The 17,058-nt window shown below is 42.8% G+C and carries 18 protein-coding genes and 1 pseudogene; 5 read left to right on the plus strand and 14 right to left on the minus strand.

From position 1 onward, the window contains the following. Nucleotides 1–31: 31 nt before the first annotated feature. The gene (locus MKY18_RS14795; protein ID WP_003213414.1) at nucleotides 32–268 is read right to left on the minus strand and encodes a YuzB family protein; all 237 of its coding nucleotides are present in this window, start codon (nucleotides 266–268) and stop codon (nucleotides 32–34) included. 255 nt (nucleotides 269–523) lie between these two features. Here MKY18_RS14795 and MKY18_RS14800 point away from each other — a divergent pair, with 255 nt between their 5' ends. Further along, nucleotides 524–1,591 (plus strand): NAD(P)/FAD-dependent oxidoreductase, encoded by a 1,068-nt coding sequence (locus tag MKY18_RS14800; protein ID WP_065099090.1) that lies wholly within the window; start codon nucleotides 524–526, stop codon nucleotides 1,589–1,591. 50 nt (nucleotides 1,592–1,641) lie between these two features. On the opposite strand, the gene MKY18_RS14805 is transcribed toward MKY18_RS14800, so the two are convergent. Both MKY18_RS14805 and MKY18_RS14810 read right to left on the minus strand, forming a co-directional pair. Further along, nucleotides 1,642–1,872, minus strand: coding sequence for a hypothetical protein (locus tag MKY18_RS14805; protein ID WP_065099091.1), 231 nt, complete (start codon nucleotides 1,870–1,872; stop codon nucleotides 1,642–1,644). 99 nt (nucleotides 1,873–1,971) lie between these two features. Continuing rightward, complete coding sequence (locus MKY18_RS14810) at nucleotides 1,972–2,301, minus strand: YuzD family protein (RefSeq protein WP_185106875.1); 330 nt, start codon at nucleotides 2,299–2,301, stop codon at nucleotides 1,972–1,974. 121 nt (nucleotides 2,302–2,422) lie between these two features. Between MKY18_RS14810 and MKY18_RS14815 the strand changes: the two are divergent. Further along, nucleotides 2,423–2,722: pseudogene (locus MKY18_RS14815) on the plus strand (NifU family protein). A gap of 49 nt (nucleotides 2,723–2,771) precedes the next feature. Here MKY18_RS14815 and MKY18_RS14820 read toward each other — a convergent pair. From MKY18_RS14820 to yutH, 6 genes are all read right to left on the minus strand, one after another. Continuing rightward, nucleotides 2,772–4,742: a S9 family peptidase gene (locus tag MKY18_RS14820; RefSeq protein WP_342497556.1), complete on the minus strand. Its 1,971-nt coding sequence runs from the start codon at nucleotides 4,740–4,742 to the stop codon at nucleotides 2,772–2,774. Nucleotides 4,743–5,046: 304 nt separating this feature from the next. Then, nucleotides 5,047–5,979 (minus strand): homoserine kinase, encoded by a 933-nt coding sequence (thrB, locus tag MKY18_RS14825; RefSeq protein ID WP_342497557.1) that lies wholly within the window; start codon nucleotides 5,977–5,979, stop codon nucleotides 5,047–5,049. Continuing rightward, on the minus strand, nucleotides 5,976–7,037 hold the full coding sequence (gene thrC / locus MKY18_RS14830) for a threonine synthase (RefSeq protein ID WP_065099094.1): 1,062 nt from the start codon (nucleotides 7,035–7,037) through the stop codon (nucleotides 5,976–5,978). The genes thrB and thrC overlap by 4 nt, the downstream gene beginning before the upstream one ends. Continuing rightward, nucleotides 7,037–8,338, minus strand: coding sequence for a homoserine dehydrogenase (locus MKY18_RS14835; protein WP_044140849.1), 1,302 nt, complete (start codon nucleotides 8,336–8,338; stop codon nucleotides 7,037–7,039). Before MKY18_RS14835 ends, thrC begins: the two co-directional genes overlap by 1 nt. Before the next feature lie 208 nt (nucleotides 8,339–8,546). Beyond that, nucleotides 8,547–9,530, minus strand: a complete 984-nt coding sequence (locus tag MKY18_RS14840; RefSeq protein WP_106067661.1) for a D-glycerate dehydrogenase — start codon at nucleotides 9,528–9,530, stop codon at nucleotides 8,547–8,549. Between the two features lie 85 nt (nucleotides 9,531–9,615). Beyond that, a complete protein-coding gene (gene yutH / locus MKY18_RS14845; RefSeq protein WP_065099109.1) occupies nucleotides 9,616–10,626 on the minus strand; it encodes a spore coat putative kinase YutH in 1,011 nt (336 codons plus the stop codon). A 132-nt stretch (nucleotides 10,627–10,758) separates the two neighbouring features. Here yutH and MKY18_RS14850 point away from each other — a divergent pair, with 132 nt between their 5' ends. Continuing rightward, nucleotides 10,759–11,259: a phosphatidylglycerophosphatase A gene (locus MKY18_RS14850; RefSeq protein ID WP_106067659.1), complete on the plus strand. Its 501-nt coding sequence runs from the start codon at nucleotides 10,759–10,761 to the stop codon at nucleotides 11,257–11,259. Nucleotides 11,260–11,306: 47 nt separating this feature from the next. Here the strand turns inward: MKY18_RS14850 and MKY18_RS14855 are convergent, their stop codons facing one another. Genes MKY18_RS14855 through MKY18_RS14865 form a run of 3 tightly spaced genes read right to left on the minus strand, consistent with a single transcriptional unit; the run spans nucleotide 11,307 to nucleotide 12,822 of the window. After that, nucleotides 11,307–12,074: a TIGR01457 family HAD-type hydrolase gene (locus MKY18_RS14855; RefSeq protein ID WP_106067673.1), complete on the minus strand. Its 768-nt coding sequence runs from the start codon at nucleotides 12,072–12,074 to the stop codon at nucleotides 11,307–11,309. 18 nt (nucleotides 12,075–12,092) lie between these two features. Further along, nucleotides 12,093–12,527 (minus strand): DUF86 domain-containing protein, encoded by a 435-nt coding sequence (locus MKY18_RS14860; protein ID WP_050944069.1) that lies wholly within the window; start codon nucleotides 12,525–12,527, stop codon nucleotides 12,093–12,095. 19 nt (nucleotides 12,528–12,546) lie between these two features. Continuing rightward, nucleotides 12,547–12,822: a YutD family protein gene (locus MKY18_RS14865; protein WP_003213192.1), complete on the minus strand. Its 276-nt coding sequence runs from the start codon at nucleotides 12,820–12,822 to the stop codon at nucleotides 12,547–12,549. Between the two features lie 120 nt (nucleotides 12,823–12,942). On the opposite strand from MKY18_RS14865, the gene MKY18_RS14870 reads away from it, so the two are divergent. After that, nucleotides 12,943–13,578: a YhcN/YlaJ family sporulation lipoprotein gene (locus MKY18_RS14870; protein WP_106067658.1), complete on the plus strand. Its 636-nt coding sequence runs from the start codon at nucleotides 12,943–12,945 to the stop codon at nucleotides 13,576–13,578. Between the two features lie 39 nt (nucleotides 13,579–13,617). Here the strand turns inward: MKY18_RS14870 and lipA are convergent, their stop codons facing one another. Further along, nucleotides 13,618–14,514: a lipoyl synthase gene (gene lipA / locus MKY18_RS14875; RefSeq protein WP_034317455.1), complete on the minus strand. Its 897-nt coding sequence runs from the start codon at nucleotides 14,512–14,514 to the stop codon at nucleotides 13,618–13,620. Nucleotides 14,515–14,841: 327 nt separating this feature from the next. Here lipA and MKY18_RS14880 point away from each other — a divergent pair, with 327 nt between their 5' ends. Continuing rightward, entirely contained in the window at nucleotides 14,842–15,786 is a 945-nt protein-coding gene (locus MKY18_RS14880) for a M23 family metallopeptidase (RefSeq protein WP_223252885.1), read from the plus strand. 57 nt (nucleotides 15,787–15,843) lie between these two features. Here the strand turns inward: MKY18_RS14880 and MKY18_RS14885 are convergent. Then, a protein-coding gene (locus tag MKY18_RS14885) for an IS3 family transposase (protein ID WP_185108217.1) occupies nucleotides 15,844–16,994 on the minus strand; the annotation gives its coding sequence in 2 pieces (ribosomal slippage) (nucleotides 15,844–16,721 and nucleotides 16,721–16,994; 1,152 coding nt in all). Nucleotides 16,995–17,058 lie beyond the last annotated feature (64 nt).

The raw sequence follows: 17,058 nt of genomic DNA on the forward strand, positions 1-17,058 counted from the left end.
AAAAATGCACCTCATGACCCATGTGGTGCATTTAAAACATCTCATTTTCCTCTATAAAAGCATAAATACGCTCGACTAGCTGCTCTGCATTTTCTCCTGAAACAAATTCTCCATTCACGAGTGCAAATGGGGAGTCCATACATTTGCCGCAGTAGCTTAAACAGCCGTATTCCATAACGTCTAGGTTTGGGTCTTTATCAAGCTTCTCTTTTGCTTCTTGAGACCCTTGCGCAAGATTACTTACACAAAATTCGATCAGTGGGAACACTTTGCTTCACCTCACATTGCTTTACCATCCTACCGAAATTCCTTCTATTAGTCAAAACATGAGCTTCACCTGTATCGTTACGCCTATTACTCGTAAAATGTTTTACTATTTAGGACTAACTAATGAATATGTAGGTTATTTTGAAACAATTATTGTGGTTTCACAGTAAATTCGATATAATTTTATTTGGTATTTTAACTTAAAGTTTTTTAGTATAAGTGTTTTTCAATGTCTACGGGGAAAAGGAGAATCGTCATGAAAAATTTAGTCTTGATCGGCGGAGGTTACGGGAATATGCGGGTTCTCCACCGCTTATTGCCAAATCAATTACCTGATGATGTTACTATCACATTAATTGATCGAAATCCTTACCACTGTTTAAAAACAGAATATTATGCACTCGCTGCTGGAACGATCTCTGATCATCACATCCGAGTATCTTTTCCAGAGCATCCGAAGCTGGATATTCAATATGGGGAAGTAGAAAAAATTGATATTGAAAACAAACAGATCTTATTCAGCGACCGTGAACCCATTCCTTATGACGACACGGTGATTGGACTCGGCTGTGAGGACAAGTATCATAATGTCCCTGGTGCGAAAGAACATACATACAGCATTCAAACCATTGATCAGTCAAGACATACGTATAACAAATTAAACAATTTGGGTGCAGGTGCAACGGTTGGTATCGTCGGTGCTGGACTTAGCGGGGTAGAGCTAGCCAGTGAATTAAGAGAAAGCCGTGCTGATTTAAACATTATTCTTTTTGACCGCGGAGAGCTGATTCTATCAAGCTTCCCAAAAAGATTAAGTTTATATGTGCAAAAGTGGTTTGAAGAAAATGACGTAAAGATCATTAACTGTGCCAATATTACGAAGGTTGAAGAAGGTGTTGTTTACAACCATGATGACGCCATTGAAGCAGAGGTCACCGTATGGACAGCAGGCATTCAGCCAAGCAAAGTGATACGAGAGATGGATGTTGAAAAAGACGCACAAGGCCGCGTCGTACTAACACCTCATCACAATCTCCCTGGAAATGAGCACGTCTATGTCGTGGGTGATTGCGCAAGCTTGCCGCATGCCCCAAGTGCACAGCTTGCCGAGGCGCAGGCAGAACAAATTGTCCAATCTCTGCAAAAACGCTGGAAAAACGAGCCGCTTCCTGAGGCTTATCCTCAGTTTAAGCTAAAAGGTGTCTTAGGCTCTTTAGGGAAAAAAGCCGGCTTTGGCTTAGTAGCAGATCGTCCACTTATTGGCCGTGTACCAAGACTTCTAAAATCCGGACTCCTTTGGATGTACAAGCATCACAATGGCTAACATCATGTGATTTTTTTCTCAAAGCTCCTTCATGACGAGGGAGCTTTTTTCTATGAAACGGCATGTGCCGATGAACGGATCAATTTGATCGGAGCAAGGGCAAGGATGCAGTCTTTACGAAACGTTCTCATCGTCTTTTTTGATAAACAATACGCTTGAATGAGCTGGTCCGTTTGACGGTGGACAATGATTTTACGCTTCGTGCACTCTCCGTTTTTCTTCATATAAATCATCTCAATTGGTATTTGCTGATGAAGAGATTGTTTCAGTAAATAATTCATGATGCTCACGCTCCTTTCATTTGATTATAATCGAACAAACGTTCTTTTTCAACCTAAAAAGGAACGTTTGTTCGATTTATTTTTGAAAAAAAGAACAGTTTATTCACTGCTCTTCTTGTATCCGTATTTCTCCATTTCTTGATAGATGTCTTTTAATTTCGGATTGCCCTCTCCGACAATTTGATCTTCTACTAAGACAAGCGGATAAAAGAATTCATCATCAAGAATTCGTTCAGACAATTCCTTTTGGTGTTCGTTTTCTGGTGGGTGCTCAATATCAATATATGTGATGCGAAACGGCTGATTCGGATATTTTCGTTTTAATGCTGCATCTAACCACTCAAATGTATCTTTTGAAGAAGGCAGATTCACGCAGCTAGCGCAAAGTACATCTCTTCCATATACATAAAGATTGACGGTTTGATTCATTTGGCAAGCCCCCTATTCTTTCTTTATTTTAGCTGAATTTTCTGTATGAAAAAAGTCAAAATCACTTTTTGTTTCAAGATGAGTTTGTGCTATAATGAGAAGGAAACTTTGAAACCAATCAATAGATTTTTATCGTCCAGATGAATATAATGGTGATATGTTGTGAAAGGAGCGATTATATCCAATGACTGAAGTCGAAATGAAAGACCAAGTACAGGAAGTACTGGACAAACTTCGTCCATTTCTATTACGTGATGGTGGAGACTGTGAGCTTGTAGACATTGAAGATGGCATTGTGAAATTACGTCTTCTTGGTGCATGCGGCAGCTGCCCAAGTTCAACCATTACATTGAAAGCCGGTATTGAGCGCGCATTATTAGAAGAAGTGCCTGGCGTTGTAGAAGTTGAACAGGTTTTCTAATTCATATATGACATGAAAACGACCCGAATTTGGGTCGTTTTTTTCATTATTAGCTTAACTTCTCTCTAAACCAATCCTTTATAAAGGTCAGTCTTTGAATACGCTGCCCCGGATGTCCGCTTCTGGATAAATCATGAGAAGCCTTCGGGAATTTGACGAGCCTTGTGTCTTTCCCAAGCTTCTTCAGTGCCACAAAAAGCTGTTCTGCTTGATCAACTGGGCAGCGATAGTCTTCGTCGCTGTGCAGGATGAGAAGCGGCGTGTTCACCTGTTTCACATACTTGAGCGGCGAACGGTCCCATAGCTTATCGGCTGAATCATAAATATTCCCATCAATCTGCCATCTTGTGAAGTAATAACCGATATCACTGATGCCATAGAAGCTAATCCAGTTTGAAATGGACCGCTGTGTGACGGCTGCGTGAAAACGGTCGGTCTGTCCGACAATCCAGTTGGTCATAAAACCGCCATAGCTGCCGCCTGTCACTCCAAGTCTTGTCTCATCAAGGAAATCATAGGCTTTCAGCACATGATCAACAGCCAGCATGACATCCTCATAATCAACGTCACCATAGCTCCCTCTCACACGGTCGGTAAACATTTGTCCGTATCCATGACTGCCATGAGGATTGATATATACGATGGCATAGCCTTCAGCGGCGAGCATTTGAAATTCATGAAAATACGTATAACCATACATGGCATGCGGTCCGCCATGAATTTCTAAAATAAGCGGATAAGTCTTCCCCTCTTCCATTTGGGAGGGCTTCATAAACCAGCCATGCACCTCGTCGCCTTCTTTTGACTGAAACGAAAATGGCTCTGGTACCGATAGGACATGCTCCTTGAAGAATTCATTATGCTCGAACGTGATTTGCTTTAGATCCGCCTCCCCTAATGTCAGCTCATACAGCTCACTTGGTGAAACGGGTGACAGTCGGCTAAGCAATAATTTGGATTCATCTGGATGAAGGCTGAAGTTTGTGATATGTTCTGCCTCTAATCGAACAGGATAGGCTAAGCCTTCAACAGAGAAATAATAAATCCCTGTACTGCCTTGATCAGAAACAAGTGCATAAAATCCCTGGCTATCCTTTGTCCACTGCGGAAGCTGATTGGCTTCGCCCATAACGCTATCCCCTGCCATACAGTTGCCCACATACATATCGAGCATTTCTGACAACTGAACGACATTTCCCTCCTTCAGATCATACAGCCATAATGCTGGGAAAGTAGCATTTTGAAATTCGCGCTCATGTCCGATATACACGAGGCTTTCTCCATTAGGAGCAAAAGTCATGGTAGAATAAGCGCCTGATGATTGTGTGATTTTCTTTGTCGTACCATCCTCTAATAATCGGAGGCACACGTCACTTATGTAAGGTTTCTGAGGATTTGATTGAATATAGGCAAGCCCTTTCCCGCACGGAGAGAGCGTGTGATTCACATGATGATGCTGCCCGCTTGTGACAGCCTCTACCTCTCCTGAGTGAGCATCCACTTGAATGATCTGCGTAAAACGCCCATCTAAAAAACCTCTGCCATCTGCTTTATAGGTTAAATCATCATATACCGCAGGAGCGAAATCATCTCGCTCTTCCTTTTTTTCATCATGTATAGACTCTGTTTGTTTCAGTGACACAGCCGCATAAATGAAAGCTCCATTTGGTGAAAAGACAGGATGAGATACTCCGTATGGAATCGCCGTTAAGGTACGCACACCGCCTCCCTCGCTCTGAATCAGTGCAAGCTGAGGAGCTTCCTTTGGCTTTTGCAAAATAAACGCAAGCTGCCTGCTGTCTTTTGACCACACTGGCTGATGATGCTTTCCATCCTCAAATGTCCATTGTGACAGCTCCTCTGTCTCTTCATCTCGAACCCATAAATGGATGTTGTAATCGTCCTTTTTGTCATTCACCATGACCTTTGTAAAAACCGCCTTTTTTCCATCTGGTGAATAAACCGGATGAGAAACAGAAACAATCTTCGTTAAATCTTCTGCTGTCATCAATTTCTTCATGAATGTATCTCCTCCTTTTATGCATAAAAAATAGTTCGATCCTCTAAATAATAATCCCTGCTTTATCCTATAAAAACAAGAATAAAAAAAAGAACGTGCATTTTTACAGCACGTTCTCAGGTTATTGAAAAAGGGCTAAAATGATCTTTATTTTAGCTCTTTTTCTTCTTTTCAGCGTGATAGAAAACCTTTGCAGTCTAGGAAGGACGAGTACTGGCGCGGAGCGAATTTGACATTCGTGAGCACCAGCACGCAGGACTGACACCGAATGCGAGGGTTTGCCTACACGCTGGAACGTGCATTTTTACAGCACGTTCTTTACTTGATTGACAGGATCATGCTCCACGACAACACCTTCTACTGGTACTGTCAGCAAATCTACTTCACAATGCGGGAAGTTTTGGGCAAGCTGCTTTTTCAGCGCTTCTCCCTTCCCTTTTTCAACTAAGGTTAAGATTGTCGGACCAGCACCGCTTAATGCCGTTCCATACGCTCCTTTTAGCGAAGCGACATGCTCTACTTTCGACAGCTCTGGGACGAGCATTGTGCGGTAAGGCTGATGAAATAAATCCTTATTCATCATTTCTCCAACAAGCGGCCAGTTTTGCGTCATTAATGCCGCAACAAGCACGTTGCTCACAGCACTCGCACTGACGGCATGTTTATAGGAAAAATCCTCTGGCAGGACATTACGGGCATCCTTTGTCAGCACTTCATAAAAAGGAATCACGACAACAACATCTATATCCACATGCTGCACTTTGACAGCATGTGTCTTGTCTTCTTCATGAAGACCAATCAGTAAACCTCCGAATAAAGAGGCACCCGCATTATCTGGATGGCCTTCTACCTCACTTGCAAAAAAGAGCTTTTGATCATCCGGCATATTTAATTCGAGAAGCTGATTGGCTAGCTCAATGGCTGCCACAATTGCAGCAGCACTGCTTCCCAGCCCCCGTGCCAATGGAATATCACTCCACACTTTGACATAAACAGGCGGGAGTGTTTTTCCAAAGTGATCTGCGACCTTTTTGGCTGTTTGATAAATGAGGTTGTCGGTGCCTGATGGAATCCCAGACACGACATCTGATTCTGCTTCAAACAGCCAGCTATCATGGTCATAGACCGATAGCTTTATATAGCGGCTGAGCGCCATTCCAACTGAATCAAAGCCTGGTCCTAAATTGGCAGTGCTTCCCGGTACTGTGATTGAAAAAAGCATGGAGGCTTTACTCATACGCGCGCGGCCTTTTCTAAGTGTTCAAGAATTTGGTCTTCATCTGCATCAAGTGTGACCGGCTTGATTTGTGAAATATCAATGGCCGTATTCGGATCTTTCAATCCGTTGCCTGTTAATACCGCAACAACTTTACTGCCTGGCTTGATTTCTCCGGATTTCACCTGCTTTAGCACACCTGCGATAGACGCACATGAGCCTGGCTCTGCAAACACGCCTTCTTCACGTGCAATCAATTGATATGCATGAAGAATTTCTTCGTCTGTCACTTCATCAATCTTTCCGTTTGATTCATCTGCCGCCGCCACAGCTTGTTTCCAGCTTGCAGGATTTCCGATACGGATGGCAGTTGCCACAGTTTCTGGCTGTTCAATCACTTCATTTCGCACGATCGCTGCTGCGCCTTCTGCTTCAAAGCCGCGCATGACAGGTAGTCCAGTTCCTTTTTTCTCATGGTATTCCTTGAAACCTTTCCAGTAGGCGGTGATATTCCCTGCATTTCCAACAGGAATCGCCAGTACGTCCGGAGCCGAGCCTAGCTGCTCACAGATTTCAAATGCCGCCGTTTTTTGTCCTTCAATTCGGTACGGATTGACAGAGTTCACAAGGGCAATCGGCGATTTTTCACAGATGCTGCGGACGATTTTCAGTGCATCATCAAAGTTACCGTCAATCGCAATGATCTCTGCTCCGTACATCACAGCCTGTGCAAGCTTGCCAAAGGCAATTTTTCCGTCTGGAATGATGACGATACATTTCATATCAGCACGGGCTGCATAAGCCGCTGCCGCTGCAGAGGTATTCCCTGTCGAAGCACACATGACCGTATCATTGCCTTCTTCTTTTGCCTTTGCAACAGCCATGACCATCCCGCGGTCCTTGAAAGAGCCTGTTGGGTTGACGCCTTCTGTTTTCACATGAAGCTCAATCCCTAGCTTTTCCGAAAGCTTGGTGAGGTGGATCAGCGGGGTATTCCCTTCATTTAATGTTAGTTTTGGTGTTGATTCGTTTACTGGTAAGAATTCTTGGAATTCTTCAATAAGTCCATTCCACTTCATCAGCTTAAACCGTTCCCTTCTACTCGGTACGTGCTCTTCACTTGAACCACCACGTCGAGATCGTTTAATTTTTGCAGGATATTTGAGAAATCTTCTTCTGAGGTCTGGTGTGTAATAATCACAATTTCAGCCAGCTCATCATGCCCTTTCACAGGAAGCTGAAGGATCTTTTCAAAGCTGATGCCTCTTTCAGAAAAAATAGATGTAATACGGGAGAATGCCCCGACTTGATCTCTAACATGAATTCTTAAAAATTGCTGAGCAAATACTTCCGATGGTGATTTGATCTTTTTCTCAAACTGCGGTGCGATAAATCCGCTTCCGTTTACGCCAAGACGCATGTTTTTCATGACTGCGACTAAGTCTGATACAACAGCGGTTGCCGTTGGCAGACTTCCAGCTCCAGGTCCGTAAAACATCGTTTCTCCTACAGCACTCCCATAGACATACACCGCATTGAATTCATTGTTGACCGATGATAACGGATGGTGATCAGGGAGTAAAGTTGGCTGGACACTAACTTCTACTTTTTCTCCGTCTCGCTGGGCAATTCCGATGAGCTTCATTGTGTAGCCAAATCGTTTACTGAAATTAATGTCTTCATCAGAAACGTCAGAGATGCCCCTGACCTTTACATCCTCTAATTCCACATTCATGGAAAATCCGAGTCTTGCAAGAATCGCCATTTTCCTTGCTGCATCTAGTCCTTCTACATCAGCTGTTGGGTCTGCTTCTGCAAAGCCAAGATCCTGCGCTTCTTTTAAGACATCTTCATATGCGCTTTTATTGACGTTCATTTTCGTTAAAATAAAATTCGTTGTGCCGTTCACAATCCCCATCATCTTCGTAATTCGGTCAGAGGCTAATCCTTCCTCCAGCGTACGCAGAATCGGTATTCCTCCGGCGACACTTGCTTCATAATAAAGATCACAACCATTTTCTTTCGCCACATGTAAAAGCTCAGTTCCGTAAAGTGCCATTAAATCTTTATTGGCGGTAATAACATGCTTCTTCTCATTTAACGCATCTATTAAATATTGTTTTGTCTCTTCAATGCCGCCCATCACTTCAATAATGACGTCAATCTCTGGATCTCTAATCACATCGTATACTTCAGTTGTGAAGACCTCTCTTGCCACATCCACATCTCTCTTTTTATCGGGATTGCTCACAAGCACTTTTTGTATTAATACCGGACAGCCGATCTGGTGCATTAATTTATCCTGATGATCTTGGATAATCTTGACGACACCGCTCCCCACTGTTCCTAATCCTAATAGCCCAACTCGAATTGCCTTCACCTGAAATTCCACCTTTCTCTGTCAATGTCCTCTCTAAAAAGACATTTGTTAACCTAACACAGACATTCAATGTACACACATTATAAAGGGGTATCCTCATTTTGACAAGGTAATAAAATATGAGATTGTGAGAATGAAACCGCTTAATAGCTATTTATATCAAGATTCTATATTTTCAAAATATTTTTGTCAGAAAAGCTCCCGAAACTCAGGGAGCCTGATATGATGAACGAACCGGCGTTTTAGCTTGCTGACCTTGTAAGATAAGCGCAATATTTTCAGCACATAAACGCATCATCGTTTTTCTCGTTTCGACACTTGCACTGCCAATATGAGGGAGAACCGTGACGTTACGTAATGTTGTTAACGGATGAGATGGGCTGACAGGCTCCTGTCTAAATACATCCAGACCAGCACCGGCAATTTTTCCTGTCGTGACTGCCTCATATAAAGCATCCTCATCCACAGTCTGTCCTCTTGATACGTTAATAAAATAAGCAGAGTTCTTCATCAGATCAAATGCCTTTTCATTAAACATGTCTTTCGTTTCTGGGGTTAACGGCGTCAGGCAGACAATGAAATCAGACTGCGTGAGCAAGTCCTCAAAAGCCACATAGGTCACGCCGAGCTGCGCTTCTGCCTCTGGCTTTCTTGACCGGTTATGGTACAGCACTTTCATGTCAAAACCTGCTGCCCGCTTGGCAAGCGCTGTTCCGATGCTGCCCATGCCGACAATTCCAAGGGTTTTGTGATGAACATCAGCTCCTGCAAGAAGAAGCGGGCCCCAGCCTGTCCAATTTCCTTCCTTAATCCAATCACTCGCCTCCACAATCCGTCTCGCTGATGCCATCAGAAGGGCAAAGGCTAAATCAGCCGTAGATTCCGTTAATACATCAGGCGTATGACAAATGGTGATGTTGCGCTTTTTAGCGGCTTCAAGATCAATATTGTCATAACCCACAGCAAGGTTTGCGATCACCTTAACATGTGGAGCCTTTGATAAAAGGGCTTCATCTACTTGATCTGACAGCATGGTGAGAAGCGCATCCGCTTTCGCTGCTTGTTTTTCTAATTCTTCTCGTGGACACGGCTCATCTTCGCTTGGCCACATCTCGATATGAGCGACTTCTTTTAGTGGTGTAAGTGATGCTTCATCCAGCTTTCTTGTGATATAGACATAAGGTTTCGTCAAGAAGAACACTCCTTTGATTGATTTCTTTAAGCATAACGAAAAACGCCTCCAGAGAAAAGAGACGTTTCATCTGTTCACTGAAACTTCAAATCAGTGGACCTGTGATCCAGCCAACAGGTGGAATGAGGCTCCCGCCGCTTCGCATGGCACTCATTTCTTGAAAGACCTTTAGAAAGTATTCATAGCGATTGGCATCATTTAAGACGTAATCTAGCCGTTCTTCATAATATGATTTTTCAGTTTCTCCCGACATGTAGTAGCCTTCCACAATTTCAAAATAATGAAGCGGGAACAACAAGCGGCTGTATAACAAACGCTTAGAAAAAGAAGAAAGTGGTGTCACCTGCTCATATTGCTGAAGAAAGGAAAAACCCTCTTCAATTAAATCTTCCTTATGCTGGACAAAGGTTTCTCTTAAGTATTCAGCAATATCCCGGGTTGGATGATCAAAGACCCAATCTACAGGTAAACGAAGCGGCTGCTCATGCGGCCACGTCCTCCGCGAAAAACGCTGGTGGCAGACAGTGCCTGAGTCGCATTCTTTCGGTTCATCATCCAGCTCAGTATCCACTAAATATTGAATGGCGTTTTCCGTTAATCCTAGATAATACGGAAAGGATTCGATGAATTTTTTTTCAAACCGTTCCAGTGGTTTTTGGTGCATTTGCTGCATCCAAAAGCCTTCAAGCTGATCTAACCGTTTTGCCCACAATTCCTTCCAGGCTCCCACACGTTTTGTTTCAGACACCTCATATGGAAATCCTCTTCCCCTGACATGAAAGGCCGCCAGCTCTGACGCCTGTTGAAACGAGCGGCTTGAGATCGGCGGTGCTGCCTTTAGTAAAGCATAAAGCTCCTTTCCATGAGTAAAGGTGGGCTTCTCTTCATTTGTTAATTCAAACACAGCGACGTATGGGTCTCCGGCATTCAGTAAATACTGACTGATATGAAACAGCTCTGTGAGTTCTTCTTCTCGCAAATGAGACACAGGAACAATGATAAAGAGAGCCTCCGACGTTTGAAAGCTCTGATAACTGCCATATGGCATAAGTTGACGCACATCAATACCAAATGTGTGATAAATGGTTTCTTTCATGTTTTCACCTGCGTTCATATGATCGATCTCTTATCATATCGTAGTCGCAGGTTGAGGGATTTATGAATACTATTTACTATCCGAAGCTTTTTACACGTTGTGGACAAATTACGAGGATTGGGTGAGGAATATATGCCGCATCATCATGAGATGAACGAAGTAGAAAAAACAGCAAGACGTCGTTTACAAGAACGAGGCGTATCCATTCAAGATATAGCAGACCTTGTCTACTTTTTACAGGAAAAATATCATCCTGGCTTAGACATGTCAGAATGCATCCACAATGTGGAGCGTGTCATCGCAAAACGAGAAGTCCAAAATGCGATATTAACAGGCATCGAACTAGACGTACTCGCCGAGCAAAAAAAACTGACCGAGCCGCTTCAGTCTATTCTAGAAACAGACGAAAGCCTGTATGGTGTTGATGAAATTTTATCGTTTGCTATCGTCAATATTTATGGTTCGATCGGCTTTACGAATTACGGATATATCGATAAAGAAAAACCAGGAATTCTCGGGACACTCAACGATAAATCCACAGGAGAGTGCCACACCTTTTTAGATGACATTGTCGGCGCCATTGCTGCTGCAGCATCAAGCAGGCTGGCACATAGTGCGAGAAATGTGGAATAAAGCAAAAAAGAGGACGCGCGCATAACGCTTGTCCTCTTTTTTTATGATCATCGCTCAATCCACTCTGATAATGAATCAATGACATAGGTTGGCTGTTTGTCATATTTCTGAAGCAGCTCTTTTGTTGTCACGCCTGTATGAACGAGTAATGTGTCCATTCCTGCATTCATCCCTGCCATAATATCCGTATCATAGTTATCGCCCACCATGAGCGTCTCAGACACATCGGTCCCGAGCACCCGCATGGCTTGTTCCATGATGATGGATTCTGGCTTCCCGATAAATGTTGGCTGGACCGTAGTGGTAACGGTCAATACAGATGTTAACGAGCCGTTGCCTGGCAAAAGCCCTCTTTCTGTTGGAATAGCAATGTCTCCATTTGTTGAAACAAATTGTGCGCCTTGACGGATGGCAATCGCACCGACTGCGAATTTTTCATATGTAATGTTGCGGTCAATTCCAACAACAACGAAATCAGCGTCTTCCTGACCAAACGTCAGCCCTTTTTCTTCAATGGCCTGCTTGATTCCTTCTTCACCGATGACGTAAACAGACGCGTCTTTCTTTTGTTCTGCAATATAATTGGCTGTTGCCATACTTGTTGTAAAGACTTGTTCTTCTGTTGCTGGGATATTGAATGAAACAAGTTTTTCTGCTACCTGCTTTGGCGTGCGTGACGAGTTATTCGTGACAAACAAGTAGGGAATGTTTAGCTCATTTAACTTTTGAACAAATTGACCTGCTTCTTCAATCTTTTCTGTTCCTTTATACATCGTCCCGTCTAAATCAATTAAATAGCCTTTGTATTTCATGATGCTCACATCTCCAATGGTTTATTTAAATGCTGATACTGGGCCAAGCTCCTGCTCTAAGTAGGTACGGATGCGGTTTGGGAAAACCTGTAGCGCATGCTCAACCTCGCTGATCACCTGCAGCAAGTCGTGATGAACCACTTCTTGGTATTGCTGTACAAGTGTTTTACGGCACGAGACAAGCTTTTTCAACTGACTGCCTTCCTCTTCTGGTACAACCTTTTCATCAACAAGAATATCCATGATGTCATCATAGCTTCCTGGATCACGCATAATAAAGCCATCAATCATGTCATTTCCTGTATCAAGAATACATTCGACGAGCAAATGAACAATTCGTTCCAGCGCTTTTTTCTCTAGTGGACTTGTCCATGTTTGATGACTGCGCATCAACTCATATTGCTCCTCGAAAAAACGTAATGTCTCTTCAATTTTTTTCCTGTCTACGAAATACATCATGACGCTCCCCTTTGCGTTATTTTCTGATTCGTTTTAAGACAAAATAGGCACAGCCAAAATTACAGTATTCATAAATGTATTCATCGAGTGTGCTGATTTTTGTATCAAATGTGGCCTTTTGGTTTTGGTCATCAAAGAACCCCTTCAATCTCAGCTGATTGTAGCCCCAGTCCCCCACAATATAATCGTACTTATTTAAAATATCTGAGTACCTTGCTTTAAACGCTTCTTCATCAAAACCGTCTTTAATATCTCTTACAAGATCAAAAGTAGCATTTTGAATGACGATCATCTTCTCACCTCTTTTTAAACGATCCATCTTTAATGATAATTCATTGGAAGAACTCCATCAATTGCTAAAGCATGTTTTTTCCGTTTTAGCCGAAGCTAAAGAAAAAAGGAGGTCACATTTATGAAGAAACAACTGACAGCCGCGATTCTCCTCAGCATGCTTTTAGGCGGGTGCGGCTTTCAATCAGGTATGAACCGGCAAGTGGATGAAGATTCTCCAAGTAAAACCATCCGTCTGTCGGATCGTCATGAAGGAAATAATTCCAACATGCCGGAAGCAGACACAAACAGAGCAGGGTATGTTCGTTATCAGCGCCAGCAAGTAACAGATCAGAAAGAAAGAACACCTGCTTTAAATCGCGAGCATCTTGCCCACGTTATTACAAGTTTAACTGTGCAGCTGCCAAACATCAAAGATGCAGCCACACTTGTGACAGATGAGGATGCACTGATTGTGTATCGAACAGGCAACAAAAACCGGGATGAATCTGCCGATCAAGTAAAGAAAACGGCGGTTTCTGTTCTCCCTCGTTATTATCATGTATACGTCTCTGATAATCCAGAGCACTTTCAATCCATTACCAACTTTTCACGTCTTCAAACCAATTCACGTGATTTTGATCAAATCTTAACCAAAACAATTCAACAAATGAAATATTCTCCTCAAGGTGGAGATATTTCTACGAAAGAAGATGCAAATGGTATGACGAATTCCGACCGTACCATGAGAAGAAACGCCCCTTACGGCCAAAATTAACACGAGAAAAAACGCCAGAGATCTCTGGCGTTTTCTTTGTTATGCTTGCGCCTGACGCTTTTTAGACGCTTCGTTTACTTGTTCATCTGCATGGTAGGAAGAGCGCACAAGCGGTCCAGCTTCACAATGGCTAAAGCCTTTTGACATCGCAATTTCTTTCAGCTCTGCAAACTCATCTGGATGATAGTATTTTTGAACTTTTAGATGTTTTTTCGAAGGCTGTAAATACTGACCAATCGCCATAATATCGACGTTGTTAGCAAGAAGATCATCCATAACTTCAATGATTTCTTCCTTCGTTTCACCGAGTCCAATCATAATGCTTGATTTCGTTGGAATGTCGGGCTGCATTTCTTTTGCACGGCGCAAGAATTCTAATGAACGATCATATGTAGCACGCGCACGAACCCTTGGCGTTAATCTGCGAACTGTTTCAATATTGTGATTTAAAATGTCAGGACGTGTGTCCATTAACGTCTTCAAATTATCGTAATTGCCGCCCATATCTGAAGGGAGAACTTCAATTGTCGTAAATGGGCTTTTTCTTCTAATGGCACGAACGGTTTCAGCAAACACACCTGCTCCGCCATCCTTTTGGTCATCCCTTGCAACCGCTGTTATGACAGCATGCTTTAAGTTCATCAAAGCCACTGAATCTGCCACTCGTTCTGGCTCTTGCAGGTCTAGCTCAGTTGGAAGTCCAGTTTTCACCGCACAGAAACGGCATGCGCGCGTACAAACAGATCCAAGGATCATAAATGTAGCGGTTCTTCTCACTGCCCAGCATTCATGAATATTCGGACATTTTGCTTCCTCACAAACGGTATTCAGGTTGTTTTCCCGCATCATTTTTTTCAAACCGGTATAGTTTTCATTCGTATTCAGCTTAATTTTAAGCCAGTCCGGTTTTCTTACGTGCTCTTCCTTCTTTGCCAATTCCATCATCTCCATATGAATTCGTTAAAGGTGCATCTACAAAAATCTTCCTGCTATATACGATGGATGCAGCTAAGAAGCTGCAAAAAATTGAATCTTCGGCCTAAAGCCTTTTCTTTAGACACTTTAACATAGTACAGATTGAACAACAAGGGAATGAGCTGCAAAAATACCCAAAAGCCTCCTAAAAAAATCACAAGAAAATTACTAACATTTTCTTCTTATGAAATAGGGTGATCTAACCACACTAAACGGTAGAAGACGATGCTTGATGAAAGGAGATGGACGTTTGTGAAAGTGGTTTTAGCCATCATAATCGCTCTTTCAATGCTCCCTTTACCTGTTCATGCACAAGGGGAAGGCAAGCAGCCAGATGTACTAAAGCAGCGAATGGCACTATACGAAAAAGTCGCCATCACGACACAGGTTCCATGGTATGTACTTGCTGCGGTTGATCAGTATGAGCACAATATTCGAAAAAGCAGAAGAGATTTACCGAAACAAAAAGGCGTCATTGGTATCTACATTCCCCGGGAAATGTGGATCGGCCCTGAAAACCCGAATAAGCAGGATACCTCTCCTTTAAGCATTAAAGTGTTTGATGGAATTGGACTTGATGGAAACGGGGATGGAAAAGCGAACAGCGATGACGATGAGGATGTATTATTCACGTTTGCTCAATACTTGCTTCATTACGGCAACAGCATTGATCAATTAAAAATTGCTTTATGGGACTATTATGGACGAGATCAAACCGTTGGAATCATTTCATCTTTTATGAAGCTATATCAGCACTATGGTCATCTTGACCTCGGAAAGCACGCTTTCCCTCTTCCAGTCGGAGCTGACTACAGCTACCGGAGTACATGGGGAGATGCAAGAGGATTTGGAGGCAGAAGAATTCATGAGGGTACGGATTTATTTGCCCATTATGGACTTCCCGTTCGTGCGACATCGTATGGTGTGATTGAAATGAAAGGCTGGAACCGCTTTGGCGGCTGGCGGATTGGGATTAGAGATATTCATAACCATTATCATTACTTCGCTCATTTAAATGGCTTTGCAAAAGGACTCAAAGCAGGTCAAATTGTTGAACCCGGACAGGTCATTGGATCTGTCGGAAGCTCCGGTTATGGCCCTCCAGGCACAGCAGGAAAATTTCCGCCGCATCTTCACTATGGCATGTATAAAGACAATGGCAGAACTGAATGGTCTTTTGATCCATACCCTCATTTAAGGGCGTGGGAAAGAGCTGAGCGGAAACGCAAATAAAAAACAGCCCAATCATTGGGACTGACCCCCGTTTTTGAGACAGGGATCAAAACACCTTTATACAGCCAATTGCCGATAGTTTATCGGTGATTGGTTGTTTAGTTTCGTTTGAATACGGATGTTGTTATAATAATAAATGTATTCTTTGACAGTGCGTTCTACGATGCTGGTCGTAGTGCGGTCAATCCTGTTAAGATAGAACGTTTCAGACTTTAGTGAGGAATGAAACGATTCGATGGAGGCATTATCAGCGGGCGTCCCTTTACGGGACATGCTCATGGTAATGCCTTTTATATGAACAGCTTTCTGATACTCGTAAGATGTATACACAGAACCTTGATCGCTATGTAACACGCAATTCTCAGGCAGTGCTGGGAGCTGATTAAGTGTGTTTAAGATAAAGTCTGTGTCCTGCTTATCACCAATCGTAAAAGCAATCACTTCTCCATTATATAAATCCAATATACTGGAAAGGTACAATTGTTTCTGTCCATAAGGCAAATACGTGATGTCCGTTACTAGTTTTTCAAGAGGGCGATCAGACTGAAAGTTCCGATCCAGTATATTACTGGCCACGGCATAGGGCTGCCCATTCTTCTTACGCTTTTTCATTTTAACCCGGCATTGCCACTGGTTTTTCTGCATGATGCGTTGAACAGTTTTATGGTTAATACGCATTCTCCTTTTTAGTATAGCTGTGATTTTTCGATAACCATATCGATATTTGTGCTTTCGGCACAACGTGCCGACCTGTTTCTCTAGTTGTCTTTTAGAATGATTCTGAGTCAGATCCTTTTTCCATCTATAATACGAAGTACGTAAGATGCCTAAATGGACACAGATGTCCTGTACCGTCATCGTTTTGCACAATTCTTCTACCAGTTTGATTGACGTTTCCTTATCAACTTCCTTTCCAATTCGTTGTACTTTTTTAAAACTTCATTCTGTTGACTCAAATAGCGATTTTCTGCCTGCAGTCTCTCTAATTCGGAAGAGTACTCGGGACCCTTTCCATAGGTATATTGTTTTCCAACAGGCTGTTCGAACCGGTGTGTATCCCCAGCCTTATGCCACCTCACCCATGTCTGAACCTGCGTCTTATTCTTGATATTCAATTTCTGCATGATCTCTTTCATAGGTACGCCTGCCAATCTCATTTCTACAGCCTTCTGTTTGACTTCAACCGGATAACTCACTCTTGTCCCCATAGAAAAAACACCTCCATGTTTTATTTCGGATCACAACGATCCATTTTCAAACTTGAAGGTGTTT

This window comes from Bacillus sp. FSL R7-0672, from assembly GCF_038601465.1.
GTDB classification, from domain to species: domain Bacteria; phylum Bacillota; class Bacilli; order Bacillales; family Bacillaceae; genus Bacillus; species Bacillus pumilus.

Coding starts and splice junctions, on each gene's coding strand:
- MKY18_RS14865 (WP_003213192.1), bottom strand. CDS start 12,822: ATGATCGTCATTCAAAATGCTACTTTTGATCTTGTAAGAGATATTAAA.
- MKY18_RS14860 (WP_050944069.1), bottom strand. CDS start 12,527: ATGTATTTCGTAGACAGGAAAAAAATTGAAGAGACATTACGTTTTTTC.
- yutH (WP_065099109.1), bottom strand. CDS start 10,626: ATGAAAGAAACCATTTATCACACATTTGGTATTGATGTGCGTCAACTT.
- MKY18_RS14880 (WP_223252885.1), top strand. CDS start 14,842: ATGCTCCCTTTACCTGTTCATGCACAAGGGGAAGGCAAGCAGCCAGAT.
- MKY18_RS14805 (WP_065099091.1), bottom strand. CDS start 1,872: ATGAATTATTTACTGAAACAATCTCTTCATCAGCAAATACCAATTGAG.
- thrB (WP_342497557.1), bottom strand. CDS start 5,979: ATGAGTAAAGCCTCCATGCTTTTTTCAATCACAGTACCGGGAAGCACT.
- thrC (WP_065099094.1), bottom strand. CDS start 7,037: ATGAAGTGGAATGGACTTATTGAAGAATTCCAAGAATTCTTACCAGTA.
- MKY18_RS14850 (WP_106067659.1), top strand. CDS start 10,759: ATGCCGCATCATCATGAGATGAACGAAGTAGAAAAAACAGCAAGACGT.
- MKY18_RS14810 (WP_185106875.1), bottom strand. CDS start 2,301: ATGAATCAAACCGTCAATCTTTATGTATATGGAAGAGATGTACTTTGC.
- MKY18_RS14800 (WP_065099090.1), top strand. CDS start 524: ATGAAAAATTTAGTCTTGATCGGCGGAGGTTACGGGAATATGCGGGTT.
- MKY18_RS14870 (WP_106067658.1), top strand. CDS start 12,943: ATGAAGAAACAACTGACAGCCGCGATTCTCCTCAGCATGCTTTTAGGC.
- MKY18_RS14820 (WP_342497556.1), bottom strand. CDS start 4,742: ATGAAGAAATTGATGACAGCAGAAGATTTAACGAAGATTGTTTCTGTT.